Below are 16,089 nucleotides of genomic sequence, written 5' to 3'. Positions count from 1 at the left end.
AGGCTCCACAGGCCTTGTCTCGACCGTAAACCAGTTTCTTCTTCCTGCCAATCGCTGCAGTGCAAAAGATACCGCTAACGATTCTATCGGCATATCTCTTTTTTCTAACAAAACATGATGGCAACCTCCAGACCCGCCGATTCATCTCAAAGTTAATCTCTGCATTGCAGCACGGCCACTTGAACCCCCGGATCCATTTGATACTGTTGAGAGGCAGTGGCCTTCCTGCAGGGTTCTTGCGAACCGGATTGGATGAGAATGACTCCTTCCCACCCCCGATCTCCGAAAGTTTCAGTCGTCTGCGCCTGGTACAACAGGGCGGATTTCGTGCGCGATACGGTAGACAGCCTGCTGGCCCAGGATTTCGATGATTACGAGATCGTGCTGGTCAATGACGGCAGTCCCGATCCCCGTGTGCGAGAGATCCTCGACAGCTACGATACTCCGCGCCTCCGGGTGATCCATCAGGCGAACGCAGGCTTCGTGAGCGCGATCCGCAAGGCCATCGACAGCTCAGGCGGCGAATACATCGCTGTCATGGGAGCCGGCGATGCTTCCCTGCCTGCGCGGCTGCGCAAGCAGGCTGAATTCCTCGACACCCACCCCGATCATATCGGCGTCGCCTGCGGTCTGCGGGAGGCGGAGGTAGATCGCGACTGGAAGATCGTCAAGGTCCGCGACCTTGGCCTCAAGGCGCGGCCCGAAATCACGCATGAGCAGGTTCTGGGGCGCATCCACTCCCCCTTCACCCATGGCGAGGTGATGTACCGGCGCTCCGCCTACGAGGCGGTGGGCGGATACCGGCCGTTCTTCCGTTTCACCCAGGATCTGGACCTGTGGTGCCGGATGTCGCGCTACGGGGGCAAATATGCCGTGATCCCGGATGTGCTTTACGAACGCCGGCTTTTCGCGGGCGATGGCATCGCCACCGACATGCAGAAACATGTCGCCCAGATCACCCTGGCCGTCATGGCGCTGCAATGCGCCCGTGAATGGGACCGGCAGGGGTTCGATTCCATCGATGTTTTCGGCATGCAGGCCGGGATGTTCCGGGAACCCAGCGCCTATCTGGCCAGCTATCTCGCCCGGATCGCGGTAAAATACCTCAAGGCCGGACTGGTCGAGGAGGCGCGCTACTTCGCGGCCCTCTCCTGGAAGGAACACCATACCCGAGATGGCCGCCTTGCTCGGAGCATGATCGCCATGCAGGAGGGCCGCCTCTCCCGCCCGCTGGTGCAGGCGGCCTTCCGCTTCCGCAAAATCCAGGATCCGCGCCAGGTCAAGCCGATCCCGGTCCTCAGGCAATCCCGCCCCTTGTGATGGTCCATCCCTGAGCCGGGCCTGTGGTCCGCCGGGTGGAAATCGGCGCACTTGCGCGCCATGAGGTGCCGGTCGCGACGCATGTCCTCATAAACCTCGGGTGTCACGGGATCGGGATTGTAACTGCCCGGCGTCCAGCGCATGACGGTCGGTCCCTGTCTGTCGGCCTCGAAGCCCAAAGGGGCGAAAAGCATCTGGAAGAAGACTTCGTCGCTGCAGAACGTTCCCCGGAAGGCTTTCGCGCACCAGGGATTGGCCTTGTGGAAATCCCGGAGACTATGCCGCCCGGCGCTCCAGCAGCCACCACTGCCAGCCCGCATGGGAAACGCGCCCGCGCAGCAGCACCTCCGCCTTGCGCCGGGGAAGGATCCGGGCTGCGCGTTCAAGCCAGATCGCCACGCCCGGCGGATTATCCCGGAAGAACCGTTTCTCGATCCTGGTCATCGGCTTGTCGGGAAAAGGCATTCTGGCGATCTCCAGGAAGTTCCCGCCCTCCCCTCCCTTGTCCCGCGTTGCGCCGGCGATCCCCTGGCGGATCTCCTCATCGCTCCGAAGCGGATAGTCCTGGCCGCTCATCAGGTAGAGATGGGTCACCTCCGGGTTTGCCAGCGCCGCCTCGATCAACCGCAGCGTCGCCTCGACCTGGGAAAAACCGCCCCAGTAGACTGCGACCCGGTCGTGCAGGAAGTCGGCCTTTCCGAAAAGCGGTGAAAAAATTCCGATGTCGGACTTGGCATCTATATGGACATACCGTGCCCAAGCTCCCCCGAAAGCCGGTCGAGCAGTCTTTCCATCAGGTCCGGGCGGTGATGCGCTTGAATGAGGGCCGCGATCTTCATGAAAGAACCCCGTGGAAGTCAGATACGATAATACTCTCTGTACCACTCCACGAAACGGGCCACCCCTTCATTGATGTCGGTCTTCGGCAGGGGATGGCCCAGCAAGCGGGTGATGAGTGTCGCATCCGCCCAGGTGGCGGGCACGTCGCCGGGCTGCATGGGCAGGAAGTTCTTCTCCGCCTCCCGGCCCGTCGCCGCCTCGATGGCGGAGACGAAATCCATCAGCGGCACGGGCGCGCCATTGCCGATATTGACCACCCGCCAGGGCGCCACCGGGGAGAGGCTGTCGAATTCTCCCACCGGCTCCTGCCCGGGCGCCACGTCGATCAGCCCCGCGATCCCCTCCACCAGATCGGCGACATAGGTGAAGTCACGCTTCATGTCGCCGTGGTTGTAGATGTCGATGGGCTTGCCTTGCAGCACGGCCTTGGTGAACTTGAACAGCGCCATGTCCGGCCGGCCCCAGGGGCCGTAGACGGTAAAGAAGCGGAACATGGTCGTCGGCAGGCCGTAGAGATGGGCATAGGAATGCGCCATCGATTCCGTGGCCTTCTTCGTCGCGGCGTAGAAGGACATCTGGTGGTCGGCCCTGTCCGTCTCCGCATAGGGCATCCTGGTATTGGCGCCATAGGCAGAGGAGGTGGAGGCCAGCAGCAGATGTGCGGGCGGCACCGCCCGCGCCGCCTCCAGCACCTCGAAGGTGCCGATGAGGTTCGCCTCCACATAGGACCGCGGCGCATCGATGGAATAGCGCACCCCCGCCTGGGCTGCGAGGTGGATCACCGCATCGGGGCGGAACTCCTCCATCAGGCCGCGCACCAGCCCCGGATCCTCCACGCGGCCGATCACCGCGCGGAAGCCGGGATGTGCGCCCAGCATGGCGTGGCGCTTCTCCTTCAGCGAGACCTCGTAGTAGTCGCTCATCGCGTCGAGGCCGAGGACCTGCCAGCCATCGGAGAGCAGCCTTTCGGCCAGATGGTAGCCGATGAACCCGGCCGAGCCGGTGATGAAAGCCCTCTGCCCCGCCATCTTCTCCGTCCCCTCAGCGCCCGACGCCGGCATAGGCGGCAAACCCCGCCTCCAGCACGCCGGTCTCGTCATAGACGTTGCGCAGGTCGGCCATCCTCGCCACGGCCATCGTCTCCGCCAGCCGGGGCAGGTCGAGGGCGCGGAACTCGTTCCATTCGGTCAGCAGGACGACGCAATCGGCGCCCTTCGCCGCCTCATAGGGATCCTCGCTCCAGGCGACGCCGGGCAGGAGCTTCTCCCCCTCGCGTTTCCCTTGCGGATCGACGACGGAGACCCGCGCCCCCGCGCCCACCAGCGCCGGTACGATGGTGAGCGAGGGCGCGTCGCGCATGTCGTCGGTGTTGGGCTTGAAGGTCACGCCGAGGACGGCGACCTTCTTGCCGTTGACCGAGCCGTCGCAGAGGTCGACGACCTTGTCCACCATGCGCCGCTTGATCGCGTCGTTCACCGCAATGACCGTCTCCACGATCTGCATCGGCACGGCATGGTCCTGCCCGATGCGGGCCAGCGCCGAGGTATCCTTGGGGAAGCACGACCCGCCGTAGCCCGGCCCCGCATGCAGGAACTTGTTGCCGATCCGCCCGTCGAGGCCGATGCCCTTCGAGACCTGCTTCACATCCGCGCCGACCTTTTCGCACAGCCGCGCGATCTCGTTGATGAAGGTGATCTTGGTGGCGAGGAAGGCGTTGGCTGCGTATTTGATCATCTCCGCCGTTTCCAGATCCGTGTAGAGGATCGGGAAGTCGCGCAGGAAGAGCGGGCGATAGATCGCGCCCATCACTTCCTTCGCGCGCTCGGAGGTGACACCCACCACCACGCGGTCGGGGCGCATGAAATCGTCGATCGCAGCACCTTCGCGCAGGAATTCGGGGTTGGAGGCCACGTCGAAGTCTGCGGCCGGATTGGCGTCCCGGATCTCTGCGGCCACCTTGGCATTGGTCCCGACGGGCACGGTGGATTTCGTCACGATCACCGCATAGCCGGTCAGCGCCTCGGCCACCTCGCGCGCGGCGGCGAAGACATAGGTCAGGTCCGCATGCCCGTCCCCCCGCCGCGTCGGCGTGCCGACCGCGATGAAGACGGCATCCGCACCCTCCACCGCCTCCTTCAGATCGCCGGTGAAGGACAGCCGTCCGGCCTGCACGTTCTTGGCCATGAGCTGATCGAGGCCAGGCTCGTAGATCGGCACCTCGCCCCGCTTCAGCATCTCGATCTTGCGGGGGTCCTTGTCCACGCAGACCACGTCATGTCCGAAGTCGGAAAAGCACACGCCGGAGACGAGGCCCACATAGCCCGTGCCAATCATCGCTATCTTCATGGGGAGGTTGCCTTTTGATGCTTGTTCAAGGGGGTGTTCAGAAAAGGAGGGGTGTTCGGGAAGGTTAAAGCGACAATCATCTGCCCGCACAACTGCGAAACGTTCCGCCTCATGCAGAACTCCCCTCTCGCTGCCGGCGGGCGGTGCGCGCGAGCTCGAAGAAGACATAGCCGCTGGAGAACAGGTAGAAAAACACCATTATCATGCTGTAGCTGGCCACATAGACCTCTGCCTCCGCCCCGGTGCGCCGGCAGGCCCAGTAAAGAACCAGCAGCAGGGCCACGCGCAATCCGTTGATGATCAGATAGGCCGCCAGATTGCCCATGATGTTGAACACCTGCATGAGCGGCGTCGAAGTGACCTGGAACAGCATGTAGAGCGCGAGCCATGAGGCGAAATATCCCGCCTGCGCCCAGTTCGCCCCGAAGACCAGGGAGAAAAGGGACGGTCCCCAGAAGGTCACGACGAGCGTGGGCAGGATACCCACCAGAAACAGCCGCTTCTGGATGATCTTGCTCAGATCGAAGATGCGGCCCGCCTGACGCCGGCCGAGCTTGGCGATCTCGCCGTAATAGGCATTGCCGAGGGTCTGGGAGATGATCACGATCGGCAGCGCCATGACCTGCATGGCAAGGCCGAACTGCCCCGTCGTCGCGGGATCGTAGAGCGAAGCCGAAAAGATGAGGGGCGCCTGCATGGCGAAGGCCAGCAGGAAATGCGAGGGCAGCCGGAAGATCGGAAAGCTGCGGAAGCGCCAGGCGAAGTAGCGCATGCGCCGCCAGGAAACCATGCGGAAGCTCTTGCGGAAATCCGGCAGGAAGGCGCGCAGCATCCGCCCCGACCCTCCCCCGCTTGCAAGAACCCCGCCGAGCAGCAGGCCGATCGGCCCGGCAGCGGCAAGGCCGAACCCGATCTTGGCGAGGCTGCTGGTGATGGACTGGCTGATCTGGGACTGCGAGATCACCCGGTAGTTCCGCCGCCTGACGCCCCAGGACAACAGCATCTCATAGGTTACCGAGGCGATCAGGCCCACGGGGACCAGCCACCACCAGGGCGCCAGATCCTCCATGGACATGCGGGCGAAAAGCCGCTCTCCCCAGAAGAACAGCACAAGCGTCACGACCGCGATTATCGTCAGGGCGCAGGTCAGGGAAAGCACGAAGAGGTTCATTGCCGCGCCGTCGCTGCGCTGCTGGGCGATCGGCGTGCCATAGCGCAGCGTCAGCAGCGGCGCGATCATCCCGGTAAAGGCGAGCATGAGCGCCGCGATGCCGAAATCATGGGAACTGTAGAGCCGGGTCACGATCGGATAGCTGGCAAAGCCGATGACCCGGGCCGCCATCCCGCCGATCGCCAGAATGCTCATGCCCCGGAACACGGCGCCCGCGGGCCCGCCGAACAGGGCTGATTTCAGTTTCTGCCGCATGGGTGCTCCGCGGGAAGGAAGGGGGGATTGCATGCCAACGGGCGTTCCACTCTGGTCGGGTTGCCGCCCTGCGGCGGGATCGGAGGTCATCGTTCCGCTGTCACTCGCCACTCCGCCATCATCCCTGTCACCCGATACCGAGATCCCGCGCCAGACGCAGGTATCCCTCCCCCAGCCGGTCGGGAGGCAGTTTCAGCAGCTGATCGAGCGCGCGGAGCGCGTCGCGCGTTCCCTTGAGTTCCGCCCGCGCCTCTGCCGAACGGATCCGCGGCAAAAGCCCCATCATCCGCAACCGGGCATAGGAATAGGTGCGCGCACGGATATCGGCGACCTGCGCCGGAGCCAGCCTGCCCGAGCCGAACTGCTTGGCGAAGATGAGGCCACGGTTCAGGATGCTCATCGCGGCGTGATGATACGGATCCGGCCGCCCGGCGGGGGCACGATGGTGATAGACCCGTGCCCGCCTTGCCGCCACGAGCGCACCGAACCGCATGGCCTGAAAGCTCGCGTCGATATCCTCGAACAGGCCGTAGCCCGCGAAAGCCTCCTCGAACCCGGAGGGGCGGATCGCCGCGGTGCGGAAGGACATGAGATAGCCGGTCATCCAGCCGACCTTCACCGCATCCTCCTCCTCCAGCCAGTCGGGAGCGGGCACGAGATCGGCAAGCGCATTGCCCATCGCGGGGAAAGGATTGCGGTCGGCGATGCCCCGTTCGAGCCGGTGCCGGAGCCGCTTCATCCGTGCCTCGCTCCGATGGGCATCGCTGATCTGGTAGCTGCGCCCCAGATCGATGCCGGGGGGCGGCTCGGGCGCATCGACGCAGCGCACGCCGGCGATCATCTCCTCCCCGTCCCGCTCATAGATGCGCAGGAGCGCCTCCGTCGTGCCCGGATGACAGAGGGAATCGTCGTCGGGGAAGAACACGACCGGGGCCGTCACTTCCGTCAGGCCGAGGTTGCGCTGCCGCGTCAGCCCCTTGGCCGACCGCATGAGGCGCAGCGGCACGTCGGACTGCGGGCGCAGCCGTTCGACCAGATCGGCAACGGGCGCCGCATCGTCCGAGCTGTCGACCACGATGATCCTTGAGGGCCGGCGGGACTGCCCGATCAGCAGGGGAAGGCAGAGTTCAAGCGCATCCGGGCGGTTTCGGGTAGCCACGACAACGTCGAAATCCATAAGTCTGGCAGCCCTTACGCTAGTTCGTCCCCGCATCGGAAGGCCCCGATACATTCTTCAATATAAACGGAAGTTCGGGAAACACAAAGTGGGTTCTGCATTGCAGCATCGGAGGGATGGCCTGCAGGCAGGGCTGTGCTTCCGGGGCACTCCCCTCCGTGAGGAAAGCCCGTGCCCGCGCGGCCTCCCCCTCCCTCCCCGGCTCCCGCGGGTTGCCGGGGCCCGAAACGGCGCGATGAGGGGCAAGCGATCAGGAAAAGATTTCCGCCCGGAGACGGGTGAGCAGGTTCTGACGGGAGAGGGACTCCTCCGCCTTCATGGGGGCGAGGTCCGGCTCCGACAGAAGGGCTTGCAGATCCTCGCGCGTCTCGGCGATGTGGATGCCGGGGATGCGGTTCATCTGGGAAACCGTCGCGAGCTGGTGATCGTTGCGGTGTTCGCCGAAGGCCACGCGCCGCGCCATCAGGACAAGGGGTTTCTCCGCCTTCAGCCCCGACAGGATCGTGCCGATCCCCGCATGGCCCACGATGACGCGGGCCGCGTCGAAATGCTGCTTGAACTCACGCGGGGCCAGGAAATCGACGCTTTCAAAGTTGGCAGGCTTCACGCGGGCATTGCCGATCTGTCCGAAGATGGCCTCCTGGAGGCTGGGCGCGACCTCGTCCATCGCCTTCACCAGACGATCGAACGGCAATTGGGTGCCAAGGGTCAGAAAGATCATATGACGCTTCCCCAGTAGGCCGGCTGGCTCTCCTTTTGCGCCAGATGCTCCCATTGTGTCAGGGTCACGTGACAGAATTTTCGGGCCAGCTTGCCGCTCAACGACAGCTTCTCGGAATTGGCGATGCTGTCGATCCAGATGGTCTTCGCCCCGAAGACCCGGCCCCAGAGCAGGCAAAGAAGCCCGGGAGCGGCGCCGGTGGACAGAATCACATCCGGTTTCAGCCGGCTGACCAGAACGAAGGTCTCCCCCAGACCGCGCAGCATCTTCAGCGGTTCGTTCTGGTTGTAATCCCGGAGCGAAAGAAAGGCGGGCAGATCGTAATGCTCCGCCTGGCGGGCGTCGGTGCAGGCAAAGGTGACGCTCCCCCCCTCGAAGGCGGGGGCGATCTGCATGAGCTGCTCCCAGTGCCCTCCCGTTGATGCCACGGCCAGAATTTTGGGGCTGTGGGATGAGCCACTCTTCTTCATCATGGGGAGTTCTCGGCTGACAGGGTCACCCGCATGAAACCGGAAGTTCGCTCCGCGTGCAAGCGGTTGCAGGGGCTTTGGCGGCGCGTTCTTCGGCTTGGGCGGGAGAGAGGCTGCCCGGTCACAGGCCGGCGGGGGAAGCTGGAAATGTCATAGAAGATCGACAGGCCGGAGATTGACAGGCCGGAGATCGACAGCCCGGAGATTGACAGGCCGGGGGTCTGCAGGGTCGGGAGCGCCAGGTCGGGTACAGGTCGGGTATCGGGCTCCAGGCGCTGGCCGGCCGGTGCTGGTCGGGAAACGCTGGCCGGGAGACGCTGGCCGGAAGACGCTGGCCGGGAGGCCGGGCCGGGGATGGAGGCAGGAAGAATTCCGCATCCGCCTGATACCGCAGCGGCCATGCGGGGCGGACAGGCCAACGGCTGGTCTCACATCTTCAGGGGCTGCTGGTTCAGGTGCTGCTGGCGCGCGCAGTCCGGCGCGCAGGACATGTCTCCGTGCGGAGCGCTCATCCGACCCTGTTTCGCGCGCGAAACATCCGAAAGGAAAGACCGCCCGAAGGCGGCCTTTCCCGGCAAGGATAATCCGGTATCAGGCGGCTTTGGCGTCCGACCGGCGGGTGCGGGAGACGATACCCGCCGCGCCAAGGCCGGCCAGCAGCAGAAAACCGGCGGCCGGAAGCGGCACCTGGGGCACCGCCTCGGATATCAGGGTGAGCGTCACGCCCACCGGGCTCGCCACGCCGTCAAAGAAGGTGACGTAGAAATCTTCCGACGTCGTGAAGCTGGGCAGCGTCCCGCCGGCGGTGGCAAGCTGCGCACGCCCGAAGAAGGTGCCGAAGGTGCTCCAGGTATAGGCTTGACCGCCGTTGATGGAGAAGGTCACGTCGAGCAGATCGGTGAAATCGCCCGATCCGGCCAGACTGAAGTCGAAGGTCATCGGGCTGTCCACGATGACGTTGAAGACCACCGTGCCGCCCGGAGAGAGCACGTCGGTGGCCGAAGTCAGCTCGCCTGCAACCGGTGTTATGGTGACCGCCGGAGCCGCGACGGGGAGTGCTGCAAGAAACGCAGCCGCGAGAAGATGTTTCATGTTGATCCTTATTGTTTGGGGCCGTCAGACCGCTTTGGGGGAGCGGAAAAACATTAATTCAACTTTTAGTAGCAAGACCAAGGTAACAAACTGAAAGAATTACAACAATAGGGTTAATACCGGCTCTCGAATGCATCTTTGAGGTGCATTCCGTCAACAATTTAACAACCTGAAGGCGATCTTATGTAACAAAGACAACCTTTTCGTTTCTTGCCCCCCGCAGATGCCTCGGAAACTCGCCTGACTGTTTTCCGATCCGCAAAGAACCGCCCCCCGGAATCCGGCGGATTGTTTACGGCGAGAGAGGCGCGCCCCGCCTGCCCTGCCCTCCACAGACCGGTCCGCGTGAAGCTACGATTCGGGAATGTTTCGCGCGCGAAACATCGGGTCAGCCCTTCTCCGCCGCCCGCGCCCGGACATAGCCGAGGAAGGCCTTCCGGGCGGAGGCCAGCCGCGGCCGCCCGGTCGCGGCCCAGTAGCGCCGCCAGTCCGCCTCCAGCGCATAGATATCCCAGCCGGGGGCCAGCGCCCGCGCCTCCTCGATCGCCTCGGGCGTGAGCTGCGGCGCGCCGAGCGGCGTGCGCGCCCGCTCCACCACCTCGCGCGGCGTGACGCGGAGCACATCGCCCGCCTCCTCCGCCAGCGTGTAATCGGGCAGGGTATCGGCGGCGATCATGTCGCGGATCATCTTGCGGAACACCCGGCGGGGAGAGGCGGAACCGGATTTCTTGTGCAGCACCTCGATCGACACCCGCCATTCCGGCTGCCGCCCGCAGTGCTTGCGCGCCAGCTCATAGACCCGCCGCTCCAGCGGCTTCCTGAGCCGGAAGTAGTCCCGCGAAAGCGTCAGGACCGATTTCGACAGCACGGCCCGGTAGAGCCAGTCCGACAGGGTGACGGAGACGGAGATCATCCGCCCGCCCCGGCTATGCCGCACGATCTGCCAGGCCTCGATCATGCCGAAGCCGGTGGTCGTCTCGGTTTCTCCGGTCACCATGTTGGTGGTGATGCGGGTGCCCGCCAGCCGCTCGAAAGCCTCGCGGAGCCGCTGGTAGCCGTCGCCCGACGCCTCCCGCCCCGTGGCCGCCATCAGGTCGGCCGCCTTGAGCCGGAGGCTCCGCGACACCGGGCGACCGGCGTTGATCGCGGCCATGAGCTGGCTCACGCAGAAGATCAGGATGTCCTTGTCGTGGATCGTGGCGAGGCCGCGGACGGAGGGGGTCACCGTGATCTCCACCCCGTTATGGGCATAGGCGAGGATGCGCAGGTCCGGCCGGGTGGAGAGCGAGAACATCGGATGCTCCATGCTCCCCAGATCGTCCTTGGGCAGCGCATCGAAGATATCCGCCACGAAGAAGCCGCCCCGCGGCAGTTCGGCCGGAAGGCTCGCAGCGGGCACAGTTTTGGGCACCGGCAGCCCCTCCGCTCGCGGGGGATTTCGGCGGCGGGAACCGGCGGCCGTCATGCCCCCCGCCCCCGGCTGCCGCCCGGTTCCGCAGCCTGTGCCGCGCCTGTCTTCCGCATCTGCCCGACCCTCTCCGGTCCCCTCTGACGGGGTGACTCGTTTCGTGGTTTCAGTGACACCCTAGAAAGCGCGCGTCCTTCCGTCCAGCGCCGCGGGGGAGGGCGATGCAGATCCTGCGGCCCGCCGAGCGTGGGATTGGAATCGGAGCGACGTGGTTTCCGAGTCGAAGAAACGGGGTTTCGGATTCACTCCTGCGCCTGCGAGCCACCGCTCACCCCGTGAATTCAGGGCTTTGCGGAGAGAGCGCGATCCCGTAACTATGAAATAACTCCATACCTAACACCGCCCCCCGCTGAAGCCGTGACAAGCGCGCCACAAATGAACGAAAAATTGCGCGCGCCCCTCCTTCGGAACCCCTTTATTTGCTGAGAAAAAATCGGCTGTGTTCGCTTTTATGTTTCATGTACCGCGTTTTGTGATATGTGTTAAAAAAAGCGATACATTGGTGGATAACCGCCGCGCGAAAGGGGCAGGTGCAGACCTGCCGGAGGGATGCAGATGAGCACGGGACCGGAGGCCGATCCTCCCTATTTCAACATCTCGCCCGATGCGGCGCTGGCGGAACTGGGCGCCCCGGTGACCAGCCGCGGCTTTGCCGAGATCGCCGCCGCCTGTGCCCGCGGGCGGGAGGATCTGGTGGGCCGGGGTCTCGATGCGCAGGGGCAGAAACGGCTCCGGCTCTTCTCCACCTGGGAGATCACCAGATACCTGATCCCCGTCGCGCCCCAGCATTTCCGCCGGGTGCTGCGCCAGAACCCCGAGCTGCCGCAGGGCGCCTCGGAGACGGAGGGTGGCGCCAAGTGGTTCACGCTGGATGAGGTGCTCAGGCTGCGCGCCCATTTCGCCGCCGAAGGCTCCCGCGCGAAGGAATACCAGCCCTACCGGCCGAAGGGTCAGCCCGCCAAGATCGTCGCGGTCGCGAACTTCAAGGGCGGGGTCGGCAAGACCTCCACCGCCGCGCATCTGGCCATGTCGGCGGCGCTCGACGGCTACCGGGTGCTGGTGGTCGATCTGGACAGCCAGGGGTCGATGACCTCGATCTTCGGTGGTCAGGTGGCGGATGAATGGGGCACGGTCTTTCCGCTGCTCGCCCGCCACTATGCCCGCCACCTGCGCGTCTCCAATGCCGGGCGGATCGACCGGGGGGAGGCGCCGATCCCGATCGACGACACACTGAACGACGCGCTGAAGGTCACGGCGGAAGAGCTGATCCGCCCGACCCACTGGCCAAACATCGACCTGATCGGCGCGCAGCTCAACCTCTACTGGGCCGAGTTCCAGATCCCCGTCTGGCGCATGGCCGCGCGCGGCTGGAAGCTCTGGGACGCGCTCTCCGAAAGCCTCGCCGAAGACGGGGTGCTGGAGAAATACGATCTCGTCTTTCTCGATACGCCCCCCGCGCTCGGCTACCTGACGATCAACGGGCTGTCGGCGGCGGATATCCTGCTCGTCCCGATGGGGGCCTCCTTCCTGGAGTTCGATTCCACGGGGCGGTTCTTCGACATGCTGCATTCCACCTTCGCCTCCATCGAGGAGGGGGAGAATGTGGCGGCCCGCGCGCTGGGGCGGCCGGAGCTTTCCTTCGAATGGGATGCGGTGCGCGCATTGGTCACCCGTTACGACGGCGCGCAGCAGGCAGAGCTGGCGGGGCTGATGCAGGCCTATCTGGGCCGTACCCTCTCCCCCTCCCGCCAGGGGTTCACCGCGCTGATCGGCCAGGCGGGGGAGCAGGTCGCCGGCATCTACGAGGCCGATTACCGCGACTTCAACCGCGACACCTATATCCGCGGACGGGAGACATTCGACGCGACCTATGCGGTGTTCAAGAAGCTGCTGCTGGGCTGCTGGCGGCGGGATGAACTGGCGTCGCGGGAGGCGGCCGAGTGATGTTTCGCGCGCGAAACATCTCGGGTCGTCCAGAGCTTTTGCAGGCCGGGACTTTTGCAGGAGCTTTTGCAGACCGGCGCAAGCGGCGTGATCCCGGTGCTGGCCCGCCCCGATGCGGCCCGGATGGCGGCCCATGGCGGCTTGCCGCCGGATGTGTCGCGGCGGGCTGGGGCAAACCCCGGTGCCCGGCAGAAGCCGACCAGAGCCGGCGGGGATGTCCTCATGTCCTGCCGTCCCGCCAGCAGGGCCTGCCCCGCATGGTCTGCCTGCCATGGGCAGCCCAACCAAATCCTGATGTTTCGCGCGCGAAACATTCCTGACCCGGAGGAGTCTCATGGCCCGTAAGCGCCTCACCCTGCCCTTCGCCGCCGAGCCTGATCCGGCCGATATGCCGGAGGGCCCGCTGGAGACGAAATCCATGCCCTTCGGCCCGGCCTCCCGGGCTGTTTCGCCCGTCCCGCCCGCCGCCCCCGCGCCGCGCCCGCCCCCCATCTCCCGCATCGCGGCGGAGACGGCGGCCACCGCCGCGCTGGAGGCGCTGGCGGGAGAGGTGGCGGAGGCCCGCGCCACGGGACGGATGGTGGAGGCGCTGCCCCTCGACACCATCGACACCGGCCATCTGGTGCGCGACCGGGTGAGTTTCGATGGCGAGGATTTCGACGCGCTGGTGGAAAGCCTGCGCCTCCATGGCCAGCGCGCCCCGGTGGAGGTGATCGACCTCGGCCAAGGTTTCCGTTCAGATCTGCACCCCAGTTCTGCAGACGGCGAGACCCGGGGCAGGGTGATGGGACAAGGCGATGCCGCGCGCGATGCCGCTCCCGAAACTGGGCGCCGCTACGGCCTGATCTCCGGCTGGCGGCGGCTCTCCGCGCTCCGGCGGCTCCATGCGGAAACGGGGGAGGCGCGGTTCGCAACCGTGCTGGCGCTGCTGCGGACACCCGAAAGCTCGGGCGCCGCCTATGTCGCCATGGTGGAGGAGAACGAGATCCGCGCGGGCCTGAGCTATTACGAGCGGGCCCGCATCGCCGCCAAGGCGGTGGAGGCGGGCGCCTTCGCTGATCGGGGAGAAGCGCTCCGCAGCCTTTACGCCACGGCGAGCCGGGCCAAGCGGTCGAAGATCGGCTCCTTCCTCAACCTCTACGACGCGCTGGATGGCAGTCTCCGCTTCCCGGCAGCAATCGGTGAGCGGCTGGGGCTGCAACTGGCGCAACGGCTGGCGGAGGAGCCGGAGGCAGGGGTGGCTCTGGCCCGCCTTCTGAGCAGCGGGGAGAGCGCGGATCCGGCCATGGAACTGGCCACTCTTGCCCGGTGGGCCGAAGCACCGCGATCCGCCCTCCGGCAGAAGACCGCCGCACAGGAGATCCTGCCCGGCCTTGCCATGACGGGTGGCGCAAGGCGCATCGTCCTCAGCGGCCCGGCAGTGACCCCGGCGCTCCGCGACCGGCTCGCGGAATGGCTGCGTCTGCAGGGCTGACGTTTCGCGCGCGAAACACGGGGGAGCTCGTGTTCGCCTTCGGGGCCAGGGGCCAGGCACCCGGGGACCAAAAATCCGGGGGGCCAGACTTTCGCAAGCGAAACAGGTGGGAAGGCCGAGCGTGTCACCCTTGAGGGAGCTGAATGTTTCGCGCGCGAAACATGGCCAGAGAGGGAAGCGGCCCCGAATAGCGGTGACGGATCGGGCGAAAACAGGATGGTCCTGCACATCTGCCCTTCCGGCCGCTCCCCCGGGGGTGGCGCGCGGCCCCTGCGCAGGGCCAGAGCTCTGGGCGGGATCGGAAAGTGATTTGCATTGCCGTCCCAAGGCGTCAGTCTCAGACGGACGGGCCTGCCGCTCCCCGCCGGGCCGCCAGATGCGGACGCTGACGCCATGATCCTCCCTGCCTTCCCCCGCCGCCGGGCGACGATCCATGCCCTTTCCCGGGCGAGGCACCGCTCGCCGCCGGGAAAACGGGGCACCTCGGCCCTCCGCCTGCTTCCCGCGACCTTGCTATGCGCCCTGCTGGCCACCGCCCTTGTCGCGCTGCCGATGACGCGTCCCGCGGCCGCCTCCCCCCCTTCCGGGCAGGTCGTGACGCCGGAGCCGACGGAGACCTTCACCGTCAGCTCGTCCGACGGGACGGTCCAGATATCGGGTCTGATGCCGGAAGGATCGCAGATCGGCTATACGTCGGACCCGCAGCGTCAGGCCGTCATCGTACCGCCTGCGGGCGGTATCGTGCGCATCGTGTCGCGCAGCCCTGCGACGACGACCGATGCCTATGGCCGGACGATCCACGGCGCCACGCTCAATCCGGGGCCGGAGCGCCGCGGATATGATCAGCGGGCCAAGTCCCAGGACGGCCGTATCAACGCCATGCATCAGCCCGAGGCGGTGGCGCAGTTCCCGCTCGAGATGCGGCGGGGGGACATCCTGGTGGCGGCCCGGTCCCATATCCGCCGCGCCGGAGACTCGGGCACGTCGCTGGTGGACGAATATTTCGGCCTGATGATCGGCGACACGCTGCCCGGGCCCAACGACTTCGCGCCCCCCGTGAACCGGGCGGCGGTGGCGCCCATCGTTCTGGAGCGGGTGGATGTGGATCACATCCTGCGCGCCCTTCCGCGCCGCTCCGCCGCCGGCACCCGCCCGCCGCGCGACCTTGAGGCTTATCTGGCGCGGGCGGAGAAGTTTCAGGCCTCGCTCGGCACGAACACCATTCCGGGAAACGGCGCGGAGCAGGGCGGTTACCGGGAATACATGCCCTATGGCACGGGGGTGATGGACAGCAACTACGGGCGGGAGGTCGCGGCGATGCAGGCCGCGATCCTGCCCCTCCTGTGGACCGATGCCGGCAGCCCCGAGCAGGTCAGGCGCGCGGTGCGGGCGGTGATTTCATGGGGCATTCAGGTCCGCGGTCTCGATCTCGGCCCGAACGGGGGGCTGTGGTCCTTCATGTTCCCCATGGTCTATCTCGAGCAGCACTGGGCGGGGGCGGATCTCTCAGGGTTCATCATCGGGGACCGGGGGCAAAGCTCCCCCGCGGGCGGCAACATCCTCGGCCAGTATTACGTGGAGACGGAAGAAAGCCTCGCGCGGTACCGCACCCCGCATGAAAGCCTCGACCTGCCGTTGATCACCCGCATCCGCACCGTTGTCAGCGTGGCGGGGCCGAAGGTCACCATCTCCAACAGCGAGACGGAACGGCCGAACAGCAACATGAGCAAGGGGGGGCTGGCGGGCCTGCTGCTGAAATCCGTCGATGGTGCCAAAAGCGCCCGTATCTCCCAGCCGCGGGGGGGCAATGT

At 65.8% G+C, this 16,089-nt stretch carries 13 protein-coding genes; 4 read left to right on the top strand and 9 right to left on the bottom strand.

Translation table 11 applies throughout. The annotated features are described in order from the left end of the window. The first annotated feature begins 252 nt into the window (after positions 1-252). Entirely contained in the window at positions 253-1,320 is a 1,068-nt protein-coding gene (locus CN97_RS16000) for a glycosyltransferase (RefSeq protein WP_140418233.1), read from the top strand. A gap of 276 nt (positions 1,321-1,596) precedes the next feature. Here CN97_RS16000 and CN97_RS20365 read toward each other — a convergent pair whose 3' ends face one another. The 9 genes from CN97_RS20365 to CN97_RS15955 all read right to left on the bottom strand — a co-directional run bounded on the left by CN97_RS20365 (position 1,597) and on the right by CN97_RS15955 (position 10,803). After that, positions 1,597-2,205 carry a beta-1,6-N-acetylglucosaminyltransferase gene (locus tag CN97_RS20365; protein WP_084684209.1) on the bottom strand — a complete coding sequence of 203 codons (609 nt, stop codon included), beginning with the start codon at positions 2,203-2,205 and terminating at the stop codon, positions 1,597-1,599. Further along, positions 2,178-3,188 (bottom strand): NAD-dependent epimerase/dehydratase family protein, encoded by a 1,011-nt coding sequence (locus CN97_RS15990; protein ID WP_035713578.1) that lies wholly within the window; start codon positions 3,186-3,188, stop codon positions 2,178-2,180. The genes CN97_RS20365 and CN97_RS15990 overlap by 28 nt, the downstream gene beginning before the upstream one ends. A gap of 13 nt (positions 3,189-3,201) precedes the next feature. Continuing rightward, positions 3,202-4,506: a UDP-glucose dehydrogenase family protein gene (locus CN97_RS15985; RefSeq protein ID WP_035713482.1), complete on the bottom strand. Its 1,305-nt coding sequence runs from the start codon at positions 4,504-4,506 to the stop codon at positions 3,202-3,204. A 109-nt stretch (positions 4,507-4,615) separates the two neighbouring features. Further along, positions 4,616-5,932, bottom strand: a complete 1,317-nt coding sequence (locus CN97_RS15980) for a lipopolysaccharide biosynthesis protein (RefSeq protein ID WP_035713481.1) — start codon at positions 5,930-5,932, stop codon at positions 4,616-4,618. Between the two features lie 127 nt (positions 5,933-6,059). Beyond that, a complete protein-coding gene (locus CN97_RS15975; protein WP_035713479.1) occupies positions 6,060-7,109 on the bottom strand; it encodes a glycosyltransferase in 1,050 nt (349 codons plus the stop codon). A gap of 250 nt (positions 7,110-7,359) precedes the next feature. Beyond that, the gene (locus tag CN97_RS15970) at positions 7,360-7,830 is read right to left on the bottom strand and encodes a glycosyltransferase (RefSeq protein WP_035713477.1); all 471 of its coding nucleotides are present in this window, start codon (positions 7,828-7,830) and stop codon (positions 7,360-7,362) included. Further along, on the bottom strand, positions 7,827-8,225 hold the full coding sequence (locus CN97_RS15965) for a glycosyltransferase family protein (protein ID WP_211253707.1): 399 nt from the start codon (positions 8,223-8,225) through the stop codon (positions 7,827-7,829). The genes CN97_RS15970 and CN97_RS15965 overlap by 4 nt, the downstream gene beginning before the upstream one ends. A gap of 666 nt (positions 8,226-8,891) precedes the next feature. Further along, positions 8,892-9,392: a VPLPA-CTERM sorting domain-containing protein gene (locus CN97_RS15960; protein ID WP_035713475.1), complete on the bottom strand. Its 501-nt coding sequence runs from the start codon at positions 9,390-9,392 to the stop codon at positions 8,892-8,894. A 388-nt stretch (positions 9,393-9,780) separates the two neighbouring features. Continuing rightward, positions 9,781-10,803 carry a replication initiator protein A gene (locus tag CN97_RS15955; protein WP_248700105.1) on the bottom strand — a complete coding sequence of 341 codons (1,023 nt, stop codon included), beginning with the start codon at positions 10,801-10,803 and terminating at the stop codon, positions 9,781-9,783. Positions 10,804-11,415: 612 nt separating this feature from the next. Between CN97_RS15955 and CN97_RS15950 the strand changes: the two genes are divergently transcribed. The 3 genes from CN97_RS15950 to CN97_RS15940 all read left to right on the top strand — a co-directional run. Beyond that, the gene (locus CN97_RS15950) at positions 11,416-12,804 is read left to right on the top strand and encodes an AAA family ATPase (protein ID WP_035713472.1); all 1,389 of its coding nucleotides are present in this window, start codon (positions 11,416-11,418) and stop codon (positions 12,802-12,804) included. Positions 12,805-13,138: 334 nt separating this feature from the next. Continuing rightward, complete coding sequence (locus CN97_RS15945) at positions 13,139-14,278, top strand: ParB/RepB/Spo0J family partition protein (protein ID WP_051911319.1); 1,140 nt, start codon at positions 13,139-13,141, stop codon at positions 14,276-14,278. A 393-nt stretch (positions 14,279-14,671) separates the two neighbouring features. After that, the coding region (locus CN97_RS15940) for a hypothetical protein (protein WP_035713469.1) at positions 14,672-16,089 on the top strand (1,418 nt) is incomplete at its 3' end.

Origin of the sequence: Haematobacter massiliensis, assembly GCF_000740795.1 — a bacterium.
GTDB classification, from domain to species: domain Bacteria; phylum Pseudomonadota; class Alphaproteobacteria; order Rhodobacterales; family Rhodobacteraceae; genus Haematobacter; species Haematobacter massiliensis.
This window is presented reverse-complemented; position numbering and strand designations above follow the sequence as displayed.